Consider the following 23,761-nt stretch of genomic DNA (forward strand, 5'->3'; position numbering starts at 1 on the left):
CCGCCGTCCAGATATGTGAACAATAGCCAGATTTGTGGACAAGTTGCCGCAACTGTAAGAATCAAGCTGAAGAAGTGTCAAGCTCGGAAGGGCCTTTCGATGATCTACGGACACGACCCCAGGACCGGCGAGACCGTTGGCGCCGCACTGCCGGAGACCGACAGTGCCGGGGTCGACTTGATCGTTTCCGCCGCGGCCGCCGCCGGCGCTGCCTGGCGGGCGACTCCGGCGGCTGAGCGGGCGACCGCGCTCGAGGCCGTCGCCGATGCGCTCACCGCGCACGTGGACGAGCTGTGGCAGCTCGCCGACCAGGAGACCGCGCTCGGCGAGGGACGGCTGCGCGGCGAGGTCGCGCGTACGGCGGGGCAGTTCCGGCTCTTCGCCCAGGTCCTCAGGGACGGCGGTTACGTCGAGGCCATCATCGATCATGCGGATGCCTCGCTCACGCCGCCCCGGCCCGACGTGCGGCGGATGAAGCACGCGCTGCCGGGCGTGGTCGCGGTGTTCGCGGCCAGCAACTTCCCGTTCGCATTCTCGGTGGCCGGCGGTGACACGGCGTCCGCGCTGGCGGCGGGATGTCCGGTGGTCGTCAAGGCGCACCCTGGGCACCCGAACACCTCCGAGCGGGTGGCGAAGATCGTCCGGGACGCGCTCCCGTACCCCGACCTGCTGGGTCTGGTGCAGGGCATGCAGGCGGGGATCGATCTCGTGCAGCACCCCGCGGTGGTCGCGGCCGGGTTCACCGGGTCCGTGGCCGGGGGCAAGGCGATCCAGCGCCTGATCGACGAGCGGGAGGTGCCGATCCCGTTCTACGGCGAGCTGGGCAGCGTCAACCCCGTCGTCGTGCTGCCCTCCGCGCCGGCCAAGGATGTGGCCACGGGGTTCGCCGGGTCGCTGACGCTGGGGGTCGGGCAGTTCTGCACGAACCCTGGGCTCATGTTCGTGCCCGAGGGCGACGAGCTGCGCAAGGCCCTGGCCGAGGCGGTCGAGGGGACCAGCGGTGGACCCATGCTGGCCGAGCGGATCAGGGACGGGTACCTCGGCGGTGTCGAGCGGCTGGGTGAGCTGCAGCTGCTGGCCGAGGGCAAGCCTGGGGAGGGGAGCTGGGCGGTCACGCCCAAGGTGTTCACCGCCGATCTCGACACGTTCGAGGAGAAGCTGCCGCGGATCGCCGAGGAATGCTTCGGGCCGGCGTCGATCGTGGTGACGTATCGCGAAGTTTCCGATTTGCGGCCCGTGCTTGAGCGGCTGGAAGGGTCGCTGACCGCCACCGTCCACGGCACTGATCCGGAGGAGGCCGGCGAGGTCGTCGAGGTGCTGGGGAGGAAGGCCGGCCGGCTCATCTGGAACGGGTGGCCGACCGGGGTGGCCGTGTGCTGGGCGATGCAGCACGGTGGTCCTTGGCCTGCTGCCACCACGACGTCCACCTCTGTCGGGGCGACGGCGATCGATCGGTGGCTGGCGCCCACGGCGTACCAGGACTGGCCGGAGGCGCTGCTGCCGGACGAGCTCAAGGACGACAACCCGCTGTCTGTTCCGCGGAGGGTTGACGGTCGTCTGCAGGTGTGAGCGGGTCACTCCCGAAGTGGGGGTGATGGTGGTCGCGGGCTGACGGCGGGGTGGTGCCGGCCGTTCGGGCGCGTGGTGATGGGGTTCGTGCGGCTGACTGGCCAGCTGTGAGGCTGGCTGGTTGGTCGGTCGCGGTTCCGGGGACGGCCGTGGGCGACGGCGTGGGATGGGGCTGGGGCCGGTTGGCTGGGGGTGTCGGCCCAGGGTGTGAGCCGGCTGTCGGTCTCGGGATGAGGTGGGGTTGGGCGCTGGCTGTGTACGGGGGTGAGCGTCGGTTCTGGGGTGGGGTTGGGCGCTGGCTGTGTACGGGGGTGAGCGTCGGTTCTGGGGTGGGGTTGGGCGCTGGCCGTGGATGGGGCTGAGCGTCGGGTTCTGGGGCGAGGTTCGGCGTCGGCTTGGGGTGAAGGTCCGGCGTTGGCTTGGGGTGGGGCTGAGCGTTGGCTTGGGGTGAGGGTCAGCGGTTGCTTGCGGGGTGGGGGTGGGTGTCGGTTTGGGGTGAAGATCAGGCGTCGCTTGAGGTGAAGGCCCGGCGTCGGCTTGGAGCGCGGGTTGCGCGTTGGTTTGGGGTGAAGGTCCGGTGTCGGCTTGGGGTGGGGGCTGAGTGTTGGTTTGGAGTGGGGGTTGGTGGTTGCTTTCGGGGTTGGTTGGGTGTCGGGTCGGAGCGGGGGTTAGCCGTCGGTTTTGGGTTGGGTGGGGGGTGGGCTGGGCGGTTAGGTGTTGGTTATGGCTAGGCCGCTGGTGATGATGCGTTCCAGGGAGGCCGTGTGCTCGGGGGTCGGGTCCAGCAGGGGTGGGCGTACGCCTCCCACCTCCACCCCCCGCAACCGCGCCCCCGCCTTCACCAGCGAGACCGCGTAACCAGGCACGAGGTCGCGGAGCTCCACCAGCGGAAGGTAGAAGTCGGTCAGCAGCCGTTGCGTCAGCACCTCGTCCCCGCCCGTCACCGCCTTGTAGAAGGCCAGGGAGATCTCGGGTGCGAACGCGAACACCGCGCTGGAGTACAGGTTGACGCCGAGGCCGCGGTAGGCGGGGACGGTCAGTTCGGCGGTGGGGAGGCCGTTGAAGAAGGTGAAGTCCTTGTCGGTGGACCGGCGGACGGTGAGGATGATCCGTTGCAGCAGGTCGAAGTCGCCCAGGCCGTCCTTGAAGCCGACGATGTTGGGCTCCTCGGCGAGTTCGGCGACGGCTGAGGGGGTGAAGCGGGTGGTGCCGCGCTGGTAGATGATGATCGGCAGGTCGACGGTCGCGGCCAGTTCGCGTACGTAGCGCACCAGGCCCGCGGGCGGGCCGCTGACCAGGTAGGGCGGCATGAGCAGCAGCCCGTCGGCGCCCTGGGCGGTGGCCGCACGGGCGATGGCCTTGGCGGCGGGCAGCGGGCCGCCGGCGCCGGCGAAGACGGGGACGCGGCCCGCGGCGGAGGCGACGGAGACGCGCACCACCCGGGTGTACTCGTCGAGGTCGAGGGCGTTGAACTCGCCGGTGCCGCACGCGGCGAACACTCCTCCCGCTCCCGCCGCGACTCCGTCGGCGACGTGCCGGGCCAGCGTGGGTTCGGCGAGGTCGCCATCAACTTTGAAGGGGGTCACCGGGAAGAAGAGAACACCATCCAGCCGCATCGACGGTCCTTTCTAGCGGATGCCCTCCCTGCGAAGAGTGGCAGCCAGCTTGCGGGTGTGTTTGATCACTGCCTCGGTGATCCGCTCGACCTCGGCGGGCGCCAGCCTCGCGGGCATCGAGCAGCTGATCGCGTCCGTGGCCGGGATGCGGTAGTCGACCGCCACGGCCACGCAGGCCACGCCGCGGGTGCCCTGCTCGCGTTCGTACGCCCAGCCGCGGGTGCGGACCTGGTCGAGCTCGCCGGTCAGTTTGTGCAGGTCGGTGATGGTGTAGTCGGTGAGCGAGGACAGCGGGTCGGGGAGGATGGCCATGACCTCGTCGTCGGTGAGCTGGGCGAGCAGCACCTGGCCGAGCGCCGTGACGTGGGCGGGCAGGCGCCGGCCCACCCTGGGGATCACGTGGTCGGCCTCGCGTGACTCGCGGGTTGCCAGGTAGAGCACGTGCGCTCCGTCCCGGCGGGCGAAATGGGCGGTCTGGCCGATCTCTGCCCGCAGGTCCTCCAAGGTCTCCTGCGCGAACGGCAGCGCGGGATCCTTGTCGAGGTACGCGGTGCCGGTGAGCAGCGCGTGCGGCCCGATCCCGAACGCGGACCTGGCCGAGTCGGTCTCAACCCAGTTGAGCTCGACCAGCGTCCGCATGAGGGCGTGGAGGCTGCTGCGGGGGAACCCGGTGCGCTGCTGGAGCTCCGACAGCGTCAGGCTGTCGTGCGAATCGGCCAGGGCCTCCAGGATGCGCACCGTCCGCTCCGCGGACTTGACCAGCTGAGGCTCCATACTCATCCCATCTACTGCTGCGGGTTCGACATCCAGGATATGGGATAGCGTCCAGATACGTGGACGCTTAACCCTTGATGGCACCGCTTGTCAGACCTCGCATGAACTGCCGCTGGAAGGCCAGGAACGCGATGATCGACGGCAGCAGCGCCAGCAGCGAGGCGGCCAGCAGCACGCCGATCCCCACCTCCTCGTCCGAGCGGAGCGAACGCAGCGCGATGGGCAGCGTCCACATGCTCGACTCGGGCGCGACGATCAGGGGCAGCAGGTACTGGTCCCAGATCATCGTGAACCCGAACACCCCGATCACGCCGAGCGCGGGACGGCACAGCGGCAGGATGATGGTGGCGAAGATCCTGATCTCGCCCGCGCCGTCGATGCGCGCGGCCTCCTCCAGTTCGACCGGCACCTCCTTCATGAACTCGGTCATGACCAGGATGGAGAAGCCCCAGGCGCCGACCGGCAGGATCATGCCCGCGTACGTGCCGATGAGGTTCACGTGCAGCAGCGGCATGTCGGCCAGGACCAGCGACAGGGGGATCGCGATGATCTCCTCGGGGAGCATCATCGTGGTGAGCATGAGCAGCAGTACGAACGTCATGCCGCGAAACTTCTTGCGGGCCAGCGAGTACGCGGCGAAGACGCTCACCAGCATCTGCAGCAGCAGGCCGAAGCCGACGACGATGAAGGAGTTCAGCAGGTAGAGGTAGACGTTCTTCTCCTTGGCCTGGACGAAGTTCTCCAGCGTGAAGTCGTCCGGCCACAGGGAGAAGGAGGTGGGGTCGAGCGTCTTGCTGAAGGCGCTGACGAGCAGCCCGACCAGCGGCCCGGTGAAAACCACCACCATAAAGCTATAAATCAGGACTTTTCCGCCGACGGCCAGGGGCCCCTTGCGCGACTCCAGCCCCAGCGCGCTGTCGAACCTCATGTCGCCTGCCTCCTGCGCAACATCTGAGCGACCAGCGTGAGCACCAGCGTGGCCAGGAACAGCACGATCCCGCCCGCCGAGGCCACGCCCAGGTCGTTCTTCTGGAACCCGAGCTTGTAGATCAGCGTCATCAGCACCTCGGACGACCCGTTCGGACCGCCGTTCGTCAGGACGTACACCTCGACGAAGACCCGCAGCCCGCGGATGGCCGCCAGCGTGAACAGGATCCAGAACACCGGCCGCAGGGCGGGCAGCGTGATGTGCCGCAGCCGGTGCCAGGTGGAGGCGCCGTCCACGGCCGCGGCCTCGTAGAGCGTGCGGTCGACGCCGACCAGTCCGGCCAGGAAGATCATCATGTCGTACGGGGTGCCGCGCCAGATGCTCATCAGCATGATCGACCACAGGGAGGAGTGCTCGCTGGCCAGCCACGGCTGCGGATCGATGCCGGCCCAGCCGATGATGACGTTCAGCATCCCGCTGTCGGCCGGGTGGAACATGATCCGCCACACCTCGGCCACGGCCGCCATCGTGGTGACGACGGGCAGGAAGGCCGCGGTGCGCACGAACCACAGGTAGCGCGCCGGCCCCTCGATGAGCAGCGCGAACCCCAGCCCCAGGACGAGCGAGCCGACCGTGGTGCCCAGCGCCAGCAGGATGCTGTGCCAGATGGCCGCGGCGAAGTCGGCGTCGCTGATGATCGTCCGGTAGTTCTGCAGGCCCAGCCACTCGTCACCGAGGAACGTCTGGACCTTGAAGAAGCTCTTCCACAGGCCCACGAACATCGGGATGAACTTGAAGTACAGGAACAGCAGCAGCGCGGGCGCCAGGAACAGCCACGCGACCAGCGGCCCCCGCCACCGCACCCGCTTGGTGCGGCGGTGGGGGGTCGCCGTACGGCTGCGCGCCTCGGTCAGTGTCGAGGTCATGACGCTTTCTGGCTCTGGAGTTCCTGGGTGAGCTTGGTGTTGAGCTGGTCCATGGCCGCCTTGACGTTGGAGGAGCAGTCGGCCCAGACCGCGTTGATGGAGTCGGCCGAGTCCTGGCGGATGGGCGCCCAGTTCGGCACGGGCGGGGCGTAGACGGCGTTCGCGTACGCGTCCTGGAACACCTTCCAGCGCGGATCCTGCCGTTCGGCGGCCATGTCGACCTGCGTGTTGACGGGCAGGCGGACGATGGCGCCGTTGGCGTCCTTGTTCATGCCGATCTTCTGGCCTTCGGGGGAGATCGCGAACTCGGCGAACTTCTTCTGCGCGTCCTGCTGGTCGGAGCCGGCCATCATGTAGACGTTCTCGCCCTCGCCGAGGGTGCCGGGACCGCCGGAGGGGCCCTTGGGCAGGGGCAGGACCTCGATCTTGTCGGTGCCGATGCTCTTGACGAACCTGGCCAGCACGTACGGGCCGACCAGGTAGATGCCGCCCTGGCCCTTCTCGAACACCTCGTGCGTGACGGTCGTGTCGTTGCTCACGGCGCCGGGGTTGACGGTCTTGGACTTGCAGAACTGGTCCTGCAGGTACTGGACGGCCTCGACGGTCTTGGGGTCGTTGACCGTGGCCTGGAAGTGGCCGCCGCCGGTGCTCTTGATGAAGTCGCCGCCGTTGGCGTAGATGAGGGAGGAGGCGTACCAGGAGGCGTAGCCGCGTTTGGTGCCCGCGGGGATGACGAAGCCGGCCGTGTCGGCCTGGCCGTTGCCGTCGGGGTCCTTCTCGGTGAACGCCTGCGCCAGCTTGGCCAGGTCGTCCCAGGTCTTGGGCGGCTCCATGCCGACCTTCTCGCGCCAGTCCTTCCGTACGATCAGCGCGAAGGCCTGGGCGGAGAACGGGGCGGCGTAGAACTTGCCGTCGCTGCCCGTGGCGGCCACCCACGCGCGGTCGGACAGCTTGTCACCGCCGGCCAGCGCCGCCTTGTCGACCTCGCGCAGCCAGCCCTGCGAATGCATGTTGCCGAGCTGGGCGGTGTCGTTGATCACGATGTCGGGCAGCTTCTTCTGGGCGGCCTGCTGGTTCAGCTTGGTCTCGAAGTCGTCGAATAGCGCGACGACTTTCGTCTTCACCCCGCTGGCCTTCGTGAATGCGTCGGCGAGTTTCACCGCCGTCTTGGCGGAGTCGGAATCGGGCGCCTGCCTGATCCAGATCTCCAGTGCGTTGTCTGTACTTGATCCCCCGGAACCGCAGCCTGTCAGCGTTACGGCCAGGGTCGCTGTCACCGCGACCCCGAGCAGACGACGTGACATCAGACCGCCTCCCGTTCACATACGTGGACTTGAGTCGTGGACTTGAACTCGTGGCTGTGAACGTAACTACTTGCATGGTTCACGGTCAATATTCAAGGATGTGAATTTCGGCCAGAATCGTGTACACCATGAGACATGCGCATTCTTATGACCGGAGCCGCTGGAAAAGTTGGCACCCTGCTCCGCCCACGGCTCGCCCGTGACGGCCGCACGCTGCGGCTTTCCGACCTTCACCCGATCGAGCCGGGCCCCGGCGAGGAGTGGGTGACGGCCGACCTCGCCGACCCGGCCGCGGTGGCCGAGGCGATGAAGGGCGTGGACGCGGTCATTCACCTTGGCGGCCAGAGCCGGGAACATCCTTGGGCTGACATCGTGCAGGCCAACATCAACGGCACGCAAGTGCTGTTGGAGGCGGCGCGCCAGGAGGGCGTCCAGCAGTTGGTGCTCATGGGCAGCCACCACGCGGCCGGCTACCACACGCGGCCCGCTGACGGCTCCGACCTGCCTGACTACGCCTTTCCCCGGCCTGACACCTTTTACGGGGTGAGCAAGGTCGTCATGGAGGCGCTCGGGAGCCTGTACCACGACCGGTTCGGCATGAACGTCACCGTGGTCCGGCTCGGCACCTGCAACGAGGCTCCCGGCGACACGCGCGGGCTGGCCACGTGGATCTCGCCCGACGACCTGACCCGGCTGATCGAGGCGGCGCTGACCGCGCCCGGGTACCACGTGGTCTGGGGGGTCTCGGACAACGCGCGGCGGTGGTGGTCGCTGGAGGAGGCCAAGGCCATCGGGTACGAGTCCCGCGACTCCTCCGAACCCCGGGCGGCGGCGCTCATCGCCGAGTTCGGGGAACCGGATCTTTCGGAGCCGCTCCACGACCGTGCCGGAGGGGTGTTCACCCTCAACGAGCTGGGGGGTCGCTGGTAACCCTGGGTTGGTTTGCGGCCGTTGCCGCTCTGGGTCGGCCCGGATTCTCGCGGGCGCCGCCGCTGCACACAGGCGTGAAGTGAGCGGCGGTGCGCAGGGGTGGGGAGGGGACGGGCCGTCGCGGCGGGGCGCGGCGGCGCAAGGGGGCGTGGCCGGGCGGGGGTGCGCTGCGGCGCGGTAATAGGGCCCCTCGTACGGCTTTTTGGAGCGGGCTAGGGAGGGGCTGTCGTGAGGGTATATGGCAACCGGTTGCAAGAACCTTGACGAGGGGAGGCGCGAAGGTCAAGGTTTAGTCTGGCAACCGTTTGCAAGGGAGAACGACGATGGCGGCGACGATCAAGGACGTGGCCCGCGCCTGCGGCGTGCACGTCTCCACCGTGTCCCGCACCTTCTCCGCCCCCCACCTGGTCAATCCTGCCACCAGGAGCCGCGTGCTGGCCGCCGCCGACGACCTCGGTTACCGGCCCAACCGCGCCGCCAGGGCGCTCACGACCGGCCGTACGTTCAACATGGGCCTGATCGTGGCCGACATCGCCAACCCGTTCTTCCCGCCGCTCATCAAAGCCGCCCAGTCGCAGGCCAGGGGCCGTGACTACCACGTGTTCGTGGCCGACACCGACGAGGATCCGCGCGTCGAGGAGGAGCTGATCAGGACGTTCACCAAGCAGGTGGACGGCGTCCTGCTGTGCAGCCCCCGCCTGTCGAACAAGATGATCGAGCGGCTGGCCGAGGACGTGCCGTTCGTGGTGATCAACCGGCGCATCCGGGGCATGCCCGCCGTCCTGATGAACGTCGCCCAGGGCGCCAAGCTGGCGCTGGAGCACCTGGTCGGGCTGGGGCACCGCAGGATCGCGCTCGTGTCGGGGCCGATCGGCTCGTGGACCAGCAACGAGATGCAGGGCGCCGCGGCCGAGGCGCCCGGGCTCGACCTCGTCTTCTTCGGCCCCAACCAGCCCACGGAGTCGGGCGGCCTGGCGGTGGCCGCCGACGTGGCGGCCTGCGGGGCCACGGCGGTGCTGGCGTACAACGATCTCGTCGCGCTTGGCCTCGTTGAGGGGCTGTCGGAGATGGGGATAGGGGTACCAGACCAGATAAGTGTGATCGGGTTCGACGACATCCTGCCGGGACGGCTCAACCGGCCCAAGCTCACCACGGTGGCCATGCCGGCCGTGGCCGCCGGGAGGATGGCCGTCGACCTGCTGCTCCAGTCCGGGGGCGAGGGCGCGACAGTGACCCTCGACACCGCCCTCATTGTCAGAGAGTCCACGGGAAGGGCCCAATCATGAACTTCGGAACGCTGCCGTCGGGGGAGAGCGTCGAGCTGGTGGAGCTGTCGTCGGGACGGCTGCGCGCCGAGGTGCTCACGTACGGCGCCATCGTGCGCTCGCTGGAGGTGTCCGGCCGCAACGTGGTGCTCGGCCTGGACACGCTGGAGGACTACCAGACCCGCAGCCGCTACTTCGGCGCGGTCGTCGGCAGGTACGGCAACCGCATCGCGGGCGGCCGCTTCACCCTCGACGGCGTCGAGTACGAGCTGGCCGTCAACAACGGCACCGCCCACCTGCACGGCGGCATCGTGGGCTTCGACAAGAAGGTGTGGTCCATCGAGTCCAACGACGACAGGTCGGTGACGCTGAGGCTGATCAGCCCCGACGGCGACGAGGGCTACCCCGGCACGCTGACCGCCCGGGTGACGTACACGCTCGAGGACGACGCGCTCCGCATCGACTACGAGATGGAGACCGAGGCCCCGACCGTGGTCAACCTGACCAACCACTCCTACTTCGACCTCTCGGGCGAGGGCGACGTACGCGACCACGTCGTGCGGATCGACGCCGACCACTACCTGCCGGTGGACGACGCCAAGATCCCCACGGGGGAGCTCGCGCCGGTCAAGGGCACCGCGTTCGACTTCACCGAGCCGCACGCGGTGGGGGAGCGCAACGACGGTGCCTACGACCACTGCTACGTGCTCGGCGGCGGCGGTGCCACGGTGACGGCCGGCGGCCTGACCATGGAGGTCACGACGACCGAGCCGGGCGTGCAGTTCTACACCGGCCACATGCTGGACGGGGACGCGACGCCGTACGGGCCCTTCGGCGGGCTGTGCCTGGAGACGCAGCACTTCCCCGACTCGCCCAACAAGCCCCAGTTCCCCTCCACCGTGCTCCGGCCGGGCCGTCGGCGCACCTCGACGACCACGTACAAGTTCATCTAGGCGAGGCCTTGATCACCAGCAGGGCCACGTCGTCCTGCGGCGGCTCCTCGGCGAACGTCTCGACCGCGTGCCGCACGCGTTCGGCCACCGCGTGGGCGCTCAGCCCCGCGCAGCCGGACAGCAGCTCGGCCAGCCCGTCGCCGTCGTCGAGCAGCCGGTCGCCGTCGCGCCGCTCGGTCACCCCGTCGGTGACGCACAGCAGCAGCTCCTCCGGCGCCAGCTCGAACGTCTCGACGTAGAACCTGGCGCCGGACTCGATGCCCAGCAGCAGCTGCGGGCTCGCCATGGGCTCGACCTTGCCGTTAGGCCGCAGCAGGAGTGGGGGCGGGTGGCCCGCGGAGGCGATCGTGCAGAGCGCGCCGCCCTGCGGCAGCGGGGTGAGCTCGCCGCACAGCAGGCTGAGGAACCTGCCCTCCTCGCCCTCCTCCAGCAGCGCGTGGTTGAGCCGGTCGAAGATGTCGGCCACCGTGTAGTGCTCCTTGGCCAGCAGGCGTACGGCGTGGCGGGCGAGCCCGGTGACGGCGGCCGCCTCGGGCCCGCTGCCGCAGACGTCGCCCAGCGCGAAGCACCAGTGGTCGGCCACCGTGAACAGGTCGTAGAAGTCGCCCCCGACGTGCGCGCCCTCCTCGGCCGGCTCGTAGACGACCGCCGACTCCAGGCCGGGCATGGGCGCCACGCGCATGGGCAGCAGGCTGCGCTGCAGCACCCGGGAGGTGGTCGCCTGCCTGGCGTACAGCATGGCGGTGTGCAGGTTGAGCGCCACCAGGCGGCACAGGTCCGACAGCAGGTCGGCCAGCTCCAGCGGCAGGGTCGGCTCGGTGCGGCCGATCACCAGCGCCCCGTGCGACCTGCCCTGCGTGAGCAGCGGGAACGACAGCACGGTCTCGGGGCCGACCGGCCAGCTCACCTCGCTGAGGGCGGTGCGCGGGATGGCGGGCAGCGACTTGCGCAGGTCGGCGTTGTGGCGCTCCTCGCTGTGCCAGACGTGGGCGAGCCTGGTCATACCCGCGAGGTCGGTCAGGTAGACGGCCGCCCAGGTCGCGATCTTGGGTACGACGAGCTGCGCGGTCAGCGCCGCGATCAGCTCCTCGTCGTGCACGCCCGCCAGCAGCTCGCCCGCCTCGGCCAGGAACGACAGCCGGCCCCGGTGCGCGCGGTCCTGCTCGGCGAGCCGCTCGCGCTGGACGGGGACGGCCACCTGGCCGGCGATGTGCTGGAGGCTGACCGTGAGCTCCTGGTCGAAGCGGTCCGGCTGGGCGGCCGTCACCACGAGGTAGCCGGCCAGCTCGCCGCCGGCCAGCAGCGGCGCGCACGCCAGCGACCTGGCGCGCAGCTGCTGGGCCAGCTCGACGTCCACGGCGAGCAGGTCCTCGATCATCGTGGGGGTCGTGCGCTCCGCGCCGAACACGCCGGTGGCCAGCACTCCCACCAGCCCCGCCGTGGCCCCCGCGCCCGCCGCGACGCCGAACCTGTTGCCGCCCTCCGCGGCGAGCAGCACGTACGCGGCGTCGCCCCCGCTGGAGACCTGCACGATCCGGGCGATCGTGTCGAGCAGCTCGGCGAACGGCATGTCCTGGTCGAGCAGGTCCTTGATGCGCCGGCCGGCCCCGCCCAGCCGCGGCGCCGGCGGCGGCGTCAGCACGTAGGCGTGGTCGGCGGCCACCACCATCCAGATCGAGCAGCGCTGCCGGCTGGAGCGCAGGTGGGAGACGTAGACGGGGACCAGCCGGCCGTCCTGGTGCCGCATGCGCGCCTCGCCCCGCCAGCGGCCCAGGCCGAGGGTGTCGGCCAGCGACAGCGCGTGCGGCCCGTGGCCGCGCCAGGCCACTAACCGCTCGAGGGAGCGGCCGACCGCCTGGTCGGCCCGCCAGCCGAGCAGTTTCTCGGCCTCCGGGTTCCAGGACCGCACGACCCCGTCGCGGTCGGCGACGATCACGCCGACGTGCAGGGTCTCGATGGGCGCCGCGCTGGGCGGCGCGGGCGCGGCCTCCTGGACGTCGCAGCCGTCCGAGATCTCCATGCGCACCCAGACGCGCTTGGCGGTCCTCGTGTACGTGACGCCCCAGGCGTCGGCCAGCATGCCGGCCAGGGCGAGGCCGCGCCCCGACGTACGGGTCGGCTCGGGCGCGGGCCCGGCCGCCAGGACCGTCCGCGCGGGGTGGCGGTCGTCGACCTCGATCTCCAGCTTCGGGGGGCTGGCCGTCACGTCCAGGCGGCAGGTCAGCTCGACGCCGGTGCCCGCGTGCACCACGGCGTTCGTGACGAGTTCGCTGGTCAGCAGCACGGCGTCCTCCGCCAGATGGCTCAGGCGCCATTCGCCGAGCACCTGGCGGACGAACTTGCGCGCGTGAGCCGGGGCATGGGGCGTCCCGTCGAAAGCCGTGCTCGACACCCTGGTCGTGTCCACTCTGCGTCCTAGAACATCACTCGATGTGGCAGTACGGTCACTCTCAGAGTGTCAGAATGGTGTCGTTGATACCTCCTGTTGTGAAAGAAGGCGCGCTCAGGGGACGAGGGCGGCCCTGAGACGGTCCGCGTGCGCCTTGGTGAGGCCGTGGGCCAGCAGGAGCCGCTCCGCGCCGCCGAGCTCGCCCAGCGCGGCCAGGAACGTCCGCATCGCGCTCTCCGGCGCCTCCAGCAGCGCGGCGGGCGCGTCCCGCGACGGCGTGAGGTCCAGCATGAGCATGACGTCGGGCAGTGCCTTCGCGGTGAGCGCGTAGTCGCGGACGATGGCCTCGTGCTCCACGCCGAGCAGGTCGAGGATCAGCGCGACGACGATGCCGGTGCGGTCCTTGCCGGCGGCGCAGTGGACGAGGGCGGGCAGGCCGTCGGCGATCTCGGCGACGACGCCGGCGAACCAGGTCGTCCTGTGCCGCAGGAGGCCGACGTACAGGTCGCCGAGGGTCAGGTCGGCAGGCAGCGCCGCGAGCTGGGCGGGCGCGGCGTCGGAGGAGCCGGCGCCGAGCAGCGCGTGCCGCACGGCGCCGCCGAGGACGGGCGCCCAGTCGCCGGGGCCGCGCTCGTTGTCGCCGCGCAGATCGGCGATGAGCCGCAGCCCGGCCACCAGCTTCGCGTCGTCGGCCGTGAGGGTGTGCGGCTGCGCGGAGCGGTAGAGCACGCCGGGGCGCAGCGCGGTCTCCGTCGCGACGTCCCGGAGGTTGAGGAGAGGCATAGGACCATTCAGGAAGGAGTTGTCTGCGGCCGCACGGCTTTTACGTGGACATCGGGTGAACCTTCCCGGGATCTTCGTGCCCGTTCGGCAGGGTCGTCGGCGAGCCTCCGCGCGATCCACGGTGTCTCCGACGTACCTTTGGCATCATGGCCACCCGTACGCCGAAAAGCGCATCGAAGGGGCCGGCGAAGCGGTCGACCTCGTCTCGCTCGACCCCCGCCAAGCGCGGGACCTCGTCGACGGGGCGTCCCAGGGCGGCCTCCGGTCGCAAGCCTTCGATGACCCACCAGGACCCGATCAGCTGGGTCTTCACGATGATCGGCAAGCTGATCGTCGGGCTGTGGATGCTGCTCGCCAACGGCATCGGCAGCACGGCTCGCGCGCTGGGCAAGAACGCCCGCGAGCTCGATCCCGCGCACCGGCGCGACGGGGTGGGCCTGACGGTGCTCGCCGGAGCGATCGTGCTGGCGGCCATGACCTGGCGCAACGCCGAGGGCGCCGTCTCGGGCGTGGTGAACGCGACCGTGCACGGCGTGTTCGGCTCGCTGGCGTGGGCGCTGCCGCTGCTGTTCGGGCTGCTGGCCTGGCGCTACCTGCGCCACCCCGACCAGAACGCCGACACCGGGCGCATGGTGATCGGATGGGCCGCGCTGATGGTCGGCGTGCTGGGCGTCATCCACGTGGCCAACGGCACCCCCTACCCGGCCGGCGAGGGCCAGGGCATGGACAAGGTGTCGCAGGCCGGGGGCATGATCGGGTTCATCGTGTCGGCGCCGCCGATGAGCATCCTGCCGCCGTGGATCACGATCCCGCTGCTGCTGCTCCTGTCCGGGTTCGGCGTGCTGGTGATCACCGCCACCCCCGTGCACCGGATCCCGGAGCGGCTGGCCGAGCTCAGGCACATGCTCTTCGAACGGCACGCCGAGCCTGAGCCGCGCCAGCCGGGCAAGAAGCGGGTCAGGACCTCCAAGAAGCCGGCCGAGGAGGGGGCCGACTTCGTCAAGCCGTACGACACCCCGGTCCTGTCGGACAAGACCGACAAGCGGCCCGAGCACTCGCCCGAGATCGTGCCCGGCCTGACGGACGAGGAGGAGCCGCCCGCCGCCGAGGCCGAGAAGCGGCCGGAGCCGCCCCAGCCGACACCCGCGCCGCGCAAGGTGGAGCAGCTCGTGCTGTCGCCGCAGGCGGGCCCGTACAGCCTGCCCGACCTGCAGTTCCTCAAGCAGGGCACGGCGCCCAAGCCGCAGACCAAGGCCAACACCACCGTGGTCAACGCGCTGACCAGCGTGCTCGAGCAGTTCGCCATCGACGCGCAGGTGATCGGGTTCACCCGGGGGCCGACGGTGACCCGCTACGAGATCGAGCTGGGGCCCGCGGTCAAGGTGGAGAAGGTCACGGCGCTCACGAAGAACATCGCGTACGCCGTCAAGTCCGCCGACGTCCGGATCCTGTCCCCCATCCCGGGCAAGTCGGCGATCGGGGTCGAGATCCCGAACGCCGACAAGGACCTGGTGGCCCTGGGCGACGTGCTGCGCGCGCAGGTGGCGCAGGCCGACCACCACCCGATGATCGTCGGCCTGGGCAAGGACGTCGAGGGCCGCACCATCGTCGCGAACCTCGCCAAGATGCCCCACCTGCTCATCGCGGGCGCCACCGGCGCCGGTAAGTCCGTCTGCGTCAACGGGCTGATCACCAGCATCCTGATGCGGGCCACGCCCGACGAGGTGCGGATGGTGCTGGTGGACCCGAAGCGGGTCGAGCTCAGCGTGTACGAGGGCATCCCCCACCTGATCACCCCGATCATCACCAACCCGAAGAAGGCCGCCGAAGCCCTCGAATGGGTCGTGGGTGAGATGGACCGGCGCTACGACGACCTGGCGGCGTCGGGGTTCCGGCACGTCGACGAGTTCAACAAGGCCGTACGGGCCGGCAAGCTGCAGCCGCCGCCCGGGAGCGAGCGGGTCTACCAGCCGTACCCGTACCTGCTGGTGATCGTGGACGAGCTGGCCGACCTCATGATGGTGGCCCCGCGCGACGTCGAGGACTCGATCGTGCGCATCACGCAGCTGGCCCGCGCGGCCGGCATCCACCTGGTGATCGCCACCCAGCGGCCCTCCGTCGACGTCGTCACCGGCCTGATCAAGGCGAACGTGCCGTCCAGGCTGGCGTTCGCCGTGTCGAGCCTCACCGACTCCCGGGTCATCCTCGACCAGCCGGGCGCCGACAAGCTGGTCGGCCAGGGTGACGCGCTGTTCCTGCCGATGGGCGCGAGCAAGCCCATCCGCATCCAGAACGCGTTCGTCTCCGAGAAGGAGATCGCCGAGATCGTCGCGCACTGCAAGGCGCAGATGCAGGTCGAATACCGCGACGACGTGGCCGCCGCGCCGGTCAAGCGGGAGATCGACGAGGACATCGGCGACGACCTCGACCTGCTGATCCAGGCCGCCGAGCTGATCGTGACCACCCAGTTCGGCTCGACCTCGATGCTGCAGCGCAAGCTGCGGGTCGGGTTCGCCAAGGCGGGACGGCTGATGGACCTCCTGGAGAGCCGGAACGTGGTCGGCCCCAGCGAGGGTTCCAAGGCCCGCGAGGTGCTGGTCAAACCGGACGATCTACCGGGTTTGCTCGCCGACCTGCGTGGCGAATGACCCCAATGCGTGCCTGCCGGGTAGTAACTGGTTGAATATAAATCACTACCCATTGTGGTAGCAGGTGCAGGTGCCGTGGGGGAGGCGTTCGTTGTGCAGGAGCAGAGCATCGGGGCCATGCTGGCGGCAGCCAGGCAAGCGGCCGGGCTGACCGTCGAGCAGGTCAGCGCGGCCACCAGGATCCGCGAGGCGATCATCCATGGCCTGGAGCAGGATGACGGCAGCCAGTGCGGTGGCGACTTCTACACCAGGGGGCACGTCAAGGCCGTGGCCAAGGCGGTGGGGCTCGATCCGGAGGCCACCGTCCATCTGTACGACCAGCAGCACGGCGGGGCGCCCAGGCCGGTCGCGGCCTCGGCCGTGTTCCAGGCCGACAAGAAGATCAACGTGCCGGAGCGGCGCGGACCCAACTGGACGATGGCGCTCGGGGTCGCGCTGGCGATCGTGGTCGTCTTCGGCATGATGCGGGTGCTGGGCGGCGCGAGCGACCAGGTGCGGACGGCCGACGTGCAGGTGGCCTCGGCCCGGCCCAAGGTCCCGCCGAACATGCCCGTCGAGCAGCCGAAGCCGGCGGCGGCCAAGGCGGTCAAACGCACGGTGACCATCGAGATCAAGGCGAAGCGGTCGTCGTACGTCCAGGCTCACGACGGGACGGGGCGCAAGCTGTTCGCGGGCACGCTGAAGGCCGGAAAGTCCGACACGTGGCGTGCGGAGGACAAGGTCAGCGTGCTGCTGGCGGACGCCTCGGCCGTTACGCTGCAGGTGAACGGCAAGAAGGTGCAGCTGGACGCGGGCAGGGGGGAGATGCTGCGGCGCTCGTTCGGGCCGCCCAAAACGACCGAGCGATAGCCATCTGGCGGGAGCCAGTGCATCGGGTGGTGGCCAACTCCCGATACCGTAGTGTTCACCATGTCATCCCGCCGAACCGCATCGCTGATCACGCTGGGCTGCGCCCGCAACGAGGTCGACTCCGAGGAGCTGGCCGCGCGACTTGAGGCTGCCGGTTGGCAGCTGGGCGACGACGACCCCGATGTCGTCGTCGTCAACACGTGTGGCTTCATCGACTCGGCCAAGAAGGACTCCATCGACACGCTGCTGGCCGCCGCCGACACCGGCGCGAAGGTGGTCGCAGCGGGCTGCATGGCCGAGCGCTACGGCAACGAGCTGGCCGAGGCGCTGCCTGAAGCCAGCGCGGTGATCTCCTTCGACGACTACACGGACATCGGTGGCCGCCTCGACGACGTGCTCGCCGGGCGGCCGCTGAAGCCCCACACGCCACGTGACCGCCGCACCCTGCTACCCATCTCGCCGGTGGATCGTGCCAGCGCGCCCAAGGCCAACATCCCCGGTCACGGCGATCTGCCCGAGGGCCTGGCGCCCGCGAGCGGCCCGCGCGTGCTGCGCAAGCGCCTCGACGAGAGCCCGGTGGCCTCGCTCAAGCTGGCCTCCGGCTGCGACCGGCGCTGCACGTTCTGCGCCATCCCGGCCTTCCGCGGCTCCTACGTCTCGCGCCGGCCCGACGAGCTGCTGGCCGAGGCCGACTGGCTGGCCCACCGCGGCGTGCGCGAGCTCGTCCTGGTCAGCGAGAACTCCACCTCCTACGGCAAGGATCTCGGCGACCTGCGGGCGCTGGAGAAGCTGCTGCCCGAGCTGGCGGCCGTCGAGGGCGTCTCCCGGGTGCGGGTCAGCTACCTGCAGCCCGCCGAGCTGCGTCCGGGGCTCATCGACGTGCTCACGGGCACCGAGGGCGTCGCCCCCTACTTCGACCTGTCCTTCCAGCACGCCAGCGGCAGCGTGCTGCGCAGGATGCGCCGCTTCGGCGACCCTGAGCGCTTCCTGGGGCTGCTCGAGAGCATCCGCGAGCGCGCCCCCGAGGCGGGCGTGCGCTCCAACTTCATCGTGGGCTTCCCCGGCGAGACCGAGGAGGAGTTCGGCGACCTGGTGGGCTTCCTGGAGGCGGCCAGGCTCGACGTGATCGGCGTGTTCGGCTACTCCGACGAGGACGGCACGGAGGCCGCGGGGCTGCCGGGCAAGCTCGACCAGGAGGTCATCGACGAGCGCGTGCGCGTGCTCACCGAGCTGGCCGAGGAGCTGACCGCCCAGCGCGCGGAGGAGCGCATAGGCACCGAGGTCGACGTGCTGATCGACGACGACCTGGGCGACGGGGGCTACGAGGGCCGGGCCGCCCACCAGGGGCCCGAGGTCGACGGCTCCGTCACGGTGCAGGGCATCGGCCTCGTCAGGGGGCAGATCGTGCGCGCGGTCGTGGTCGACTCCGAGGGGGTCGACCTGATCGCGCGTATCAAGGCAAGTCCATGAAAAGGGACGAGCGCCGCGTCGTAAGCCCGTGGAACATCGCCAACGTCCTCACGGTTCTCCGGTTGGCGCTCGTCCCCTTCTTCGTCTTCTGTCTGTTCCTGCCGGGCACGGGCTGGCGGGTGGCCGCGCTGGCGGTCTTCGCGGTGGCCTCGATCACCGACCACCTCGACGGTGAGCTGGCCAGGCGGTACGGCCTGATCACCGACTTCGGCAAGATCGCCGACCCGATCGCCGACAAGGCGCTCACCGGCGCGGCGCTGGTGAGCCTGTCCATACTCAACGAGCTGCCCTGGTGGGTCACGATCCCGATCCTCGGCAGGGAGGTCGGCGTCACGGTCCTCAGGTTCGTGCTGCTGCGGCGCGCGGTCATCCCGGCCAGCTACGGCGGCAAGGTCAAGACCGTGCTGCAGATCGCCGCGATCGTGCTCTATCTCCTGCCGTGGGTGCCGGGGCCCGTCCGGTGGGTGGTCATGGGGGCGGCTCTGGTGGTCACCGTGGCCACCGGGGTCGACTACGTCATCAGGGCGACGCGGCTGCGCAAGGTCGCCAAGCAGGTGCGCGGGGAGTGATCGATGGCCGAGGTGGCCGAGGTTCTGACGATGCTGGTTGGCCGGTCCGCCACGGTGGCGGTGGCCGAGTCGCTGACCGGCGGGCTCATCGGGGCCGCCATCACGTCGGTCTCGGGGTCGTCGAAGGCGTTCCGGGGCGGGGTGATCTCGTATGCCACCGATCTCAAGCAGGAGCTGCTAGGGGTGCCGGGGGAGTTGCTGCGGCGCGAGGGGGCCGTACATCCTGAGGTGGCCGCGGCCATGGCGGCGGGGGTCGCGCGGCTGTGCGGGGCCACGTACGGGCTGGCCGTGACGGGTGTGGCCGGTCCTGAGCCGCAGGACGGCAAGCCCGTCGGCACCGTCTACGCGGCCGTCTGCGGGCCGGGGGGCAGGATTTGGGGGCGTGAATTGAGACTTTGCGGGTCGCGCGAACGTATCAGGGTAGAGACGGTGGACGAGGCAGTCGATCTACTGTCAGGTGTGCTGAAGGCGAACATAGGGGAACATTCCGGGTGATTACCGTGTTACGTCCCGAGCGAACATGCGAAGCACGGTCTGACGCGGTGTCGGTGGATACGGGTACGGTGGAGCTGTGAGTGAGGTCCGTGAGCCAACTGCAAGCACCGAGCGCCCGGCCGGCGGGCCTGATGAGTCGCGAGCGGCGGTCCAGGGGCGGTCACGCCCCATGATGACGGCGAGGAGTATGTACGAAGCTAAGAAGACCACAGTGCGGCACGATCCGATCGCGCGGGGCGTGGTGAAGTCATCCGCGCCGGGGAGGGAGCGACAGATGATTCTGCTGCGTCAGCTGCTCGGCGACGTGCTGAGGCGGTTGAGGGTGCGGCAGGGACGCACGCTACGCGAGGTGTCCACCCAGGCACGTGTCTCGCTCGGCTACTTGTCCGAGGTCGAGCGCGGCCAGAAGGAGGCCTCGTCGGAGCTGCTGGCGTCCATTTGCGGTGCACTCGAAGTGCCTCTTTCGCAGGTGTTGCGTGAGGTTTCCGACCAGTTCGCGCTGGCGGAGCTCCAGGCTGCCCCTGTGCTGGCCGACGTGCCCGATCGCGAACGGCTGCCCCTTACGGAGACGGTTCCCGGGTCGATTTCCGACTCCGTGTTCCCCGAAGTCAAGGACATGGTGGCTGCCTAACCCAGCTGGCAGCCAGCACACCACAGGATCAGCCGTTCCTGTGGCTGCGCCCCCATCTCCCCACGGCTGATGCGGGTGCCGCATCGGCGACAGGGCTTCCCCGCCCTGCCGTAGACCCACGTCTGGTTCGCCGGGCGGCGATCGCCTGTGGTCACCGTGCCCGCATGTCCCTTGTTCGCGTCCAGCAAGCGCTGGGCCAGTGACACGAGCCCGTGGAGATCCTTGATCTCCCCGACCTTCTTCCACGGCCAGATACCGCGCAGGAACAGGGTCTCGGCGCGATAGATCGTGCCGATCCCAGCCAGGTTGCGCTGATCGAGCAGCGCCTCCCCGATGGTCCTGTCGGGCGCCCCTCGCAGCCTTCGCACGGCCTCATCCGGGTCCCAGTCCGGGCCGAGCAGATCCGGCCCCAGGTGGCCGACCAGCCGCTCCTCCTCGCCTGTCCTGACGAGGTCCACCATTCCCAGCCTGACCCCCACCGCCTGCCACCGCTCGTTGGCCAGGATCAGCCTGACCTGGTCGCCCGGCGCGGTCCGGCGTCCGGCCGCCATCACCTGCCAGCTCCCGTCCATGCGCAGATGGGTGTGCACGGTCAGGTCGCCTTCGACGCGGGTGAGCAGGTGCTTGCCCCTGGAGACCGTGGTGATGACCGCACGGCCGGTCAGGTCGGCCGTGGCGTGCCTGGGGACGCGGAAGTCCGACCTGGTGAGCACCTGGCCGTCCAGCGCGCCGCGCAGCTTCGCGGCCGTGCGGTAGACGGCGTCTCCTTCGGGCACCCCTCCAGTCTAGGAACGCCCGCCCGCCCCGTGGGCGGCCACCCAGCCGTCCACCAGCGCGCACAACCGGTCCAGCGCCTCCTCCGCCCGCTCGCGCTCGCCGGTCGTGAGGAAGTCGATCTGCAGCTCGGAGCTCCACGCTGGTCAGCTCGGCAGCGCCTCGGCCTCCGGGACGCCCCGATCGCGCAGCAGGCGCACCACGAACTCCGACCGGTCCGCCGGCAGCCGGGGCACGTGCCCCATGAGCCGTGCTCTCGCGGGTCAGCCGGGCGAATCACGCTGTGGACCTTCGGGGGCTGGGAGGAACTGATCGTCTCGCCCGGCGGCGGCTACGTGGCCTCGCTCTCGGCCACCCGCTTCCGCGCGCCCGACTTCGAGACCCTGCGGATACGCGACCGCGTCACCGGTCAGGACCGGCAGATCCGTACCGTCGACAAGTCCGCCACGCTGTTCCGCCCGAACTGGCCACCGTCATCGAGGATCGGGAACCGGACCGCGTCGTGGGCTTCGCGGTCGTGGACGTCGTCGCGGGCACCGTCAAGCTCACCGAGGTCGCCGGCGGGAGCGAGGCCAGCGGTGTCCCACGGGTGACTCGACGACGCCCACTTCCTGGCCGGCACGCCCGACGGCAAGGACACCGACGTGGTCCTCGCGGACGCCACCGGCCGCACCGTGCGTAAGCCGGCCGCCGGGCCCAAGGCCGAGATCGACCGGGTGACGCTCTGGTTCACCCGGAAGTGATCAGTCCCAGGCGGCCGGGTCGGCGGCGAGCTGGCGGACCCGCTCGGGCAGCGCCCCGGAGGCGACCTGGTCGAGGGTGACCTCCTCCAGGATGGAGCGCTCGGTGGCGCGCAACGCGATCCACACCTGCTGCAACGACTCGGCGGGCCCCCGGTAGCCGACGTGCTCGGGCCGCTCGCCGCGGACGTTGGCCAACGGGCCGTCCACGGCCCTGATCACATCGGCCAGCGAGATGTCGGTGGCGGGCCTGGCCAGCACGTAGCCACCCTCGGGCCCCCGCTGCCCGCGCACGAGCCCGGCACGCCGCATCTGCAACAGGATGTTCTCCAGGTATTTGGGCGGCATGTCCTGTTCCTTGGCGAGTTCGCCCACGGTAGTCGGGCCTGCACCGGCTGCGGCGAGTTCGGCGGCGGCACGGAGGGCGTAGTCGACACGAGCGGAAAGGCGCATGTTCTCGATTATCCCCCCTGGTCAACACTGGTTAGGCGCAAGCTCGTCAGAACGGGCACCCGATCCGAATGCACGCGATGGTGAGAGCGCTAAACTTCCAGCAACCTTTTCGATCGAGAACGCCGGGCGCGTGGCTTCAGCTATGGGGGTAAGCCCGGCGCGGGAGTGCCCGCCAGGGCGCGAGCGTAGATCGACGGGAATCGACTGCGGTGACGTGCCCGGCGTTAGTATGGTGGATCGTGGTCGAACACGTGAGTGATAACCAAGCTCGCGAGGGGGACCGGGCAAGGATCTACTCACCGCTGGGAGGGCGGAGCACGCACAACTCAGACCGGGTGCGCGTGTTGGGGCGTGGAAACCCGCGAAAGCGGGGCCGGAAGGTGAATCGCCAAGCGACAGCGTCGCGACCATGCGCGTAGCCGCACGGTTGGGACGGCTGGAATCCCCCGGATTCATCCGTGGGGAGCACTTCAAAACAGCGGTTCTATGAGACGGCGGAATTCAGCGTGGAGCGACGCCCTGGTGTGCCCAGACTGCTCAGGGAGATCAACGACCGGGCCGCGCTGGACCTGTTGCTCGCCACAGGCCCCATGACCCGTGGCCAGATCGGCGATCTGACCGGCCTGTCCAAGGTCACGGCCTCGCAGACGCTGGCCAGGCTGGAGGAGCGCGGCCTGGTCGAGGTGGTCGGCACCCAGGCCGGCGGGCGGGGGCCCAACGCGGCCCTCTACTCCGTGATCCCCTCCAGCGCGTACGTGGCCGGCCTCGAGGTCGGCCCCGAGCTGATCTCCACCGCGGTGGCCGACATCCACGGCCACACGATCGCCGAGGTCACGGTCGACCCCGGCGGCCACGACGACCCCGTCTCGGTGGTCCACGGCGCGATCGTCAAGGCCTGCCGCAGCGCCAAGATCAGCCTCTCCAAGCTGCGCGGCGTCGTGATCGGCACCCCCGGTGTGGTCGACCCGCGCAGCGGCGACGTGCGCTTCTCGTTCGACCTGCCGGGCTGGCACGAGGGCATCCACGAGGCCCTGGCCGGCGACCTGCGGCGCGAGGTCACCATCGAGAACGACGTCAACCTCGCCGCCATCGCCGAGCGAGCCGACGGGGCGGCCAAGGGGCTCGACGACTTCGTCCTGCTGTGGTCCAGCCGCGGCCTGGGCCTGGCGATCATGCTGGGCGGCAAGCTGCACCGGGGCCGCTCCGGCAGCGCCGGCGAGATCGGCTACCTGCCGGTGCCCGGCGTCCCGCTGCCCGAGGACATCCGCACCGAGCCGGGGCGGCTGCCCTCGCTGGCGGGCGGCCTGCAGTCGCTGGTCAGCGCCGAGGCGGTGGCGGAGCTGGCCCAGACGTACGGGTTCGCGGCCGACAGCGCGGGCGAGTGCGTCAAGGTCGCCATGGCGGCGGGCGCCGCGGGCGAGCCGCTGCTCGACGAGATCGCCAACCGGCTCGCCCTGGGCGTCGCCGCCGTGTGCGTGATCCTGGACCCCGGCCTGGTCGTGCTGGCCGGGGAGATCGGCCATGCCGGCGGACCCGCGCTCACGTCCCGGGTGGAGGAGGCCGTGGCCCGGATCTGCCCGGTGCGCCCGCAGGTCGTCACGACGAAGGTGACCGAGGCCAATCCCGTGCTGCGCGGCGCCGTGCTGGCCGCCCTCGACCAGGCCCGCGAGGAACTGCTGGCGCCTTAGCCCGCGA

General features: G+C 70.1%; 21 protein-coding genes. 11 read left to right on the plus strand and 10 right to left on the minus strand.

The window, feature by feature from the left end:
* The first annotated feature begins 99 nt into the window (after window positions 1-99).
* Window positions 100-1,569 carry an aldehyde dehydrogenase (NADP(+)) gene (locus tag HD596_RS25400; protein ID WP_185071818.1) on the plus strand — a complete coding sequence of 490 codons (1,470 nt, stop codon included), beginning with the start codon at window positions 100-102 and terminating at the stop codon, window positions 1,567-1,569.
* A 710-nt stretch (window positions 1,570-2,279) separates the two neighbouring features.
* Here the strand turns inward: HD596_RS25400 and HD596_RS25405 are convergent.
* From HD596_RS25405 to HD596_RS25425, 5 genes are all read right to left on the minus strand, one after another.
* Entirely contained in the window at window positions 2,280-3,185 is a 906-nt protein-coding gene (locus HD596_RS25405; protein ID WP_185071819.1) for a 5-dehydro-4-deoxyglucarate dehydratase, read from the minus strand.
* 12 nt (window positions 3,186-3,197) lie between these two features.
* The gene (locus HD596_RS25410) at window positions 3,198-3,959 is read right to left on the minus strand and encodes an IclR family transcriptional regulator (RefSeq protein ID WP_185071820.1); all 762 of its coding nucleotides are present in this window, start codon (window positions 3,957-3,959) and stop codon (window positions 3,198-3,200) included.
* A gap of 67 nt (window positions 3,960-4,026) precedes the next feature.
* The gene (locus tag HD596_RS25415) at window positions 4,027-4,887 is read right to left on the minus strand and encodes a carbohydrate ABC transporter permease (protein ID WP_185071821.1); all 861 of its coding nucleotides are present in this window, start codon (window positions 4,885-4,887) and stop codon (window positions 4,027-4,029) included.
* Window positions 4,884-5,813 carry a carbohydrate ABC transporter permease gene (locus HD596_RS25420; protein ID WP_185071822.1) on the minus strand — a complete coding sequence of 310 codons (930 nt, stop codon included), beginning with the start codon at window positions 5,811-5,813 and terminating at the stop codon, window positions 4,884-4,886. Before HD596_RS25420 ends, HD596_RS25415 begins: the two co-directional genes overlap by 4 nt.
* Entirely contained in the window at window positions 5,810-7,117 is a 1,308-nt protein-coding gene (locus HD596_RS25425) for a sugar ABC transporter substrate-binding protein (RefSeq protein ID WP_185071823.1), read from the minus strand. Before HD596_RS25425 ends, HD596_RS25420 begins: the two co-directional genes overlap by 4 nt.
* 135 nt (window positions 7,118-7,252) lie before the next feature.
* Here HD596_RS25425 and HD596_RS25430 point away from each other — a divergent pair, with 135 nt between their 5' ends.
* From HD596_RS25430 to HD596_RS25440, 3 genes are all read left to right on the plus strand, one after another.
* Complete coding sequence (locus HD596_RS25430; RefSeq protein ID WP_246554811.1) at window positions 7,253-8,047, plus strand: NAD-dependent epimerase/dehydratase family protein; 795 nt, start codon at window positions 7,253-7,255, stop codon at window positions 8,045-8,047.
* A gap of 323 nt (window positions 8,048-8,370) precedes the next feature.
* The gene (locus tag HD596_RS25435; RefSeq protein WP_185071824.1) at window positions 8,371-9,333 is read left to right on the plus strand and encodes a LacI family DNA-binding transcriptional regulator; all 963 of its coding nucleotides are present in this window, start codon (window positions 8,371-8,373) and stop codon (window positions 9,331-9,333) included.
* Window positions 9,330-10,265 (plus strand): aldose epimerase family protein, encoded by a 936-nt coding sequence (locus tag HD596_RS25440; RefSeq protein ID WP_185071825.1) that lies wholly within the window; start codon window positions 9,330-9,332, stop codon window positions 10,263-10,265. The genes HD596_RS25435 and HD596_RS25440 overlap by 4 nt, the downstream gene beginning before the upstream one ends.
* Here HD596_RS25440 and HD596_RS25445 read toward each other — a convergent pair.
* A complete protein-coding gene (locus HD596_RS25445) occupies window positions 10,258-12,672 on the minus strand; it encodes a SpoIIE family protein phosphatase (RefSeq protein WP_185071826.1) in 2,415 nt (804 codons plus the stop codon). The two genes, HD596_RS25440 and HD596_RS25445, sit on opposite strands and share 8 nt — an antisense overlap.
* A gap of 96 nt (window positions 12,673-12,768) precedes the next feature.
* The gene (locus tag HD596_RS25450; RefSeq protein WP_185071827.1) at window positions 12,769-13,437 is read right to left on the minus strand and encodes a tyrosine-protein phosphatase; all 669 of its coding nucleotides are present in this window, start codon (window positions 13,435-13,437) and stop codon (window positions 12,769-12,771) included.
* Between the two features lie 146 nt (window positions 13,438-13,583).
* Here HD596_RS25450 and HD596_RS25455 point away from each other — a divergent pair, with 146 nt between their 5' ends.
* The 6 genes from HD596_RS25455 to HD596_RS25480 all read left to right on the plus strand — a co-directional run bounded on the left by HD596_RS25455 (window position 13,584) and on the right by HD596_RS25480 (window position 20,099).
* Window positions 13,584-16,085 carry an FtsK/SpoIIIE family DNA translocase gene (locus HD596_RS25455; RefSeq protein WP_185071828.1) on the plus strand — a complete coding sequence of 834 codons (2,502 nt, stop codon included), beginning with the start codon at window positions 13,584-13,586 and terminating at the stop codon, window positions 16,083-16,085.
* A 75-nt stretch (window positions 16,086-16,160) separates the two neighbouring features.
* A complete protein-coding gene (locus HD596_RS25460) occupies window positions 16,161-16,934 on the plus strand; it encodes a helix-turn-helix domain-containing protein (RefSeq protein WP_185071829.1) in 774 nt (257 codons plus the stop codon).
* A gap of 60 nt (window positions 16,935-16,994) precedes the next feature.
* Window positions 16,995-18,404, plus strand: coding sequence for a 30S ribosomal protein S12 methylthiotransferase RimO (gene rimO / locus HD596_RS25465; RefSeq protein ID WP_185071830.1), 1,410 nt, complete (start codon window positions 16,995-16,997; stop codon window positions 18,402-18,404).
* Complete coding sequence (gene pgsA / locus HD596_RS25470) at window positions 18,401-18,973, plus strand: CDP-diacylglycerol--glycerol-3-phosphate 3-phosphatidyltransferase (protein WP_185071831.1); 573 nt, start codon at window positions 18,401-18,403, stop codon at window positions 18,971-18,973. Before rimO ends, pgsA begins: the two co-directional genes overlap by 4 nt.
* A gap of 3 nt (window positions 18,974-18,976) precedes the next feature.
* Window positions 18,977-19,468, plus strand: coding sequence for a CinA family protein (locus HD596_RS25475; protein WP_185071832.1), 492 nt, complete (start codon window positions 18,977-18,979; stop codon window positions 19,466-19,468).
* Between the two features lie 274 nt (window positions 19,469-19,742).
* Window positions 19,743-20,099, plus strand: coding sequence for a helix-turn-helix domain-containing protein (locus HD596_RS25480; protein ID WP_185071833.1), 357 nt, complete (start codon window positions 19,743-19,745; stop codon window positions 20,097-20,099).
* On the opposite strand, the gene HD596_RS64895 is transcribed toward HD596_RS25480, so the two are convergent.
* The 3 genes from HD596_RS64895 to HD596_RS25495 form a co-directional block, all read right to left on the minus strand.
* On the minus strand, window positions 20,096-20,875 hold the full coding sequence (locus HD596_RS64895; RefSeq protein WP_185071834.1) for a DNA-formamidopyrimidine glycosylase family protein: 780 nt from the start codon (window positions 20,873-20,875) through the stop codon (window positions 20,096-20,098). The genes HD596_RS25480 and HD596_RS64895 overlap by 4 nt on opposite strands.
* A gap of 407 nt (window positions 20,876-21,282) precedes the next feature.
* Complete coding sequence (locus HD596_RS25490; protein WP_185071835.1) at window positions 21,283-21,513, minus strand: hypothetical protein; 231 nt, start codon at window positions 21,511-21,513, stop codon at window positions 21,283-21,285.
* Between the two features lie 103 nt (window positions 21,514-21,616).
* Entirely contained in the window at window positions 21,617-22,066 is a 450-nt protein-coding gene (locus tag HD596_RS25495; RefSeq protein WP_185071836.1) for an RrF2 family transcriptional regulator, read from the minus strand.
* A 506-nt stretch (window positions 22,067-22,572) separates the two neighbouring features.
* Between HD596_RS25495 and HD596_RS25500 the strand changes: the two genes are divergently transcribed.
* The gene (locus tag HD596_RS25500) at window positions 22,573-23,754 is read left to right on the plus strand and encodes an ROK family transcriptional regulator (RefSeq protein WP_185071837.1); all 1,182 of its coding nucleotides are present in this window, start codon (window positions 22,573-22,575) and stop codon (window positions 23,752-23,754) included.
* Window positions 23,755-23,761: the final 7 nt, after the last annotated feature.

The organism is Nonomuraea jabiensis, assembly GCF_014204795.1.
In the GTDB taxonomy this organism is placed as follows: domain Bacteria; phylum Actinomycetota; class Actinomycetes; order Streptosporangiales; family Streptosporangiaceae; genus Nonomuraea; species Nonomuraea jabiensis.

Coding starts and splice junctions, on each gene's coding strand:
- HD596_RS25420 (WP_185071822.1), bottom strand. CDS start 5,813: ATGACCTCGACACTGACCGAGGCGCGCAGCCGTACGGCGACCCCCCAC.
- HD596_RS25425 (WP_185071823.1), bottom strand. CDS start 7,117: ATGTCACGTCGTCTGCTCGGGGTCGCGGTGACAGCGACCCTGGCCGTA.
- HD596_RS25475 (WP_185071832.1), top strand. CDS start 18,977: ATGGCCGAGGTGGCCGAGGTTCTGACGATGCTGGTTGGCCGGTCCGCC.
- HD596_RS25455 (WP_185071828.1), top strand. CDS start 13,584: ATGGCCACCCGTACGCCGAAAAGCGCATCGAAGGGGCCGGCGAAGCGG.
- HD596_RS25400 (WP_185071818.1), top strand. CDS start 100: ATGATCTACGGACACGACCCCAGGACCGGCGAGACCGTTGGCGCCGCA.
- HD596_RS25435 (WP_185071824.1), top strand. CDS start 8,371: ATGGCGGCGACGATCAAGGACGTGGCCCGCGCCTGCGGCGTGCACGTC.
- pgsA (WP_185071831.1), top strand. CDS start 18,401: ATGAAAAGGGACGAGCGCCGCGTCGTAAGCCCGTGGAACATCGCCAAC.
- HD596_RS25480 (WP_185071833.1), top strand. CDS start 19,743: ATGATTCTGCTGCGTCAGCTGCTCGGCGACGTGCTGAGGCGGTTGAGG.
- HD596_RS25495 (WP_185071836.1), bottom strand. CDS start 22,066: ATGCGCCTTTCCGCTCGTGTCGACTACGCCCTCCGTGCCGCCGCCGAA.
- HD596_RS25430 (WP_246554811.1), top strand. CDS start 7,253: ATGCGCATTCTTATGACCGGAGCCGCTGGAAAAGTTGGCACCCTGCTC.
- rimO (WP_185071830.1), top strand. CDS start 16,995: ATGTCATCCCGCCGAACCGCATCGCTGATCACGCTGGGCTGCGCCCGC.
- HD596_RS25415 (WP_185071821.1), bottom strand. CDS start 4,887: ATGAGGTTCGACAGCGCGCTGGGGCTGGAGTCGCGCAAGGGGCCCCTG.
- HD596_RS25410 (WP_185071820.1), bottom strand. CDS start 3,959: ATGGAGCCTCAGCTGGTCAAGTCCGCGGAGCGGACGGTGCGCATCCTG.
- HD596_RS25440 (WP_185071825.1), top strand. CDS start 9,330: ATGAACTTCGGAACGCTGCCGTCGGGGGAGAGCGTCGAGCTGGTGGAG.
- HD596_RS25405 (WP_185071819.1), bottom strand. CDS start 3,185: ATGCGGCTGGATGGTGTTCTCTTCTTCCCGGTGACCCCCTTCAAAGTT.
- HD596_RS25450 (WP_185071827.1), bottom strand. CDS start 13,437: ATGCCTCTCCTCAACCTCCGGGACGTCGCGACGGAGACCGCGCTGCGC.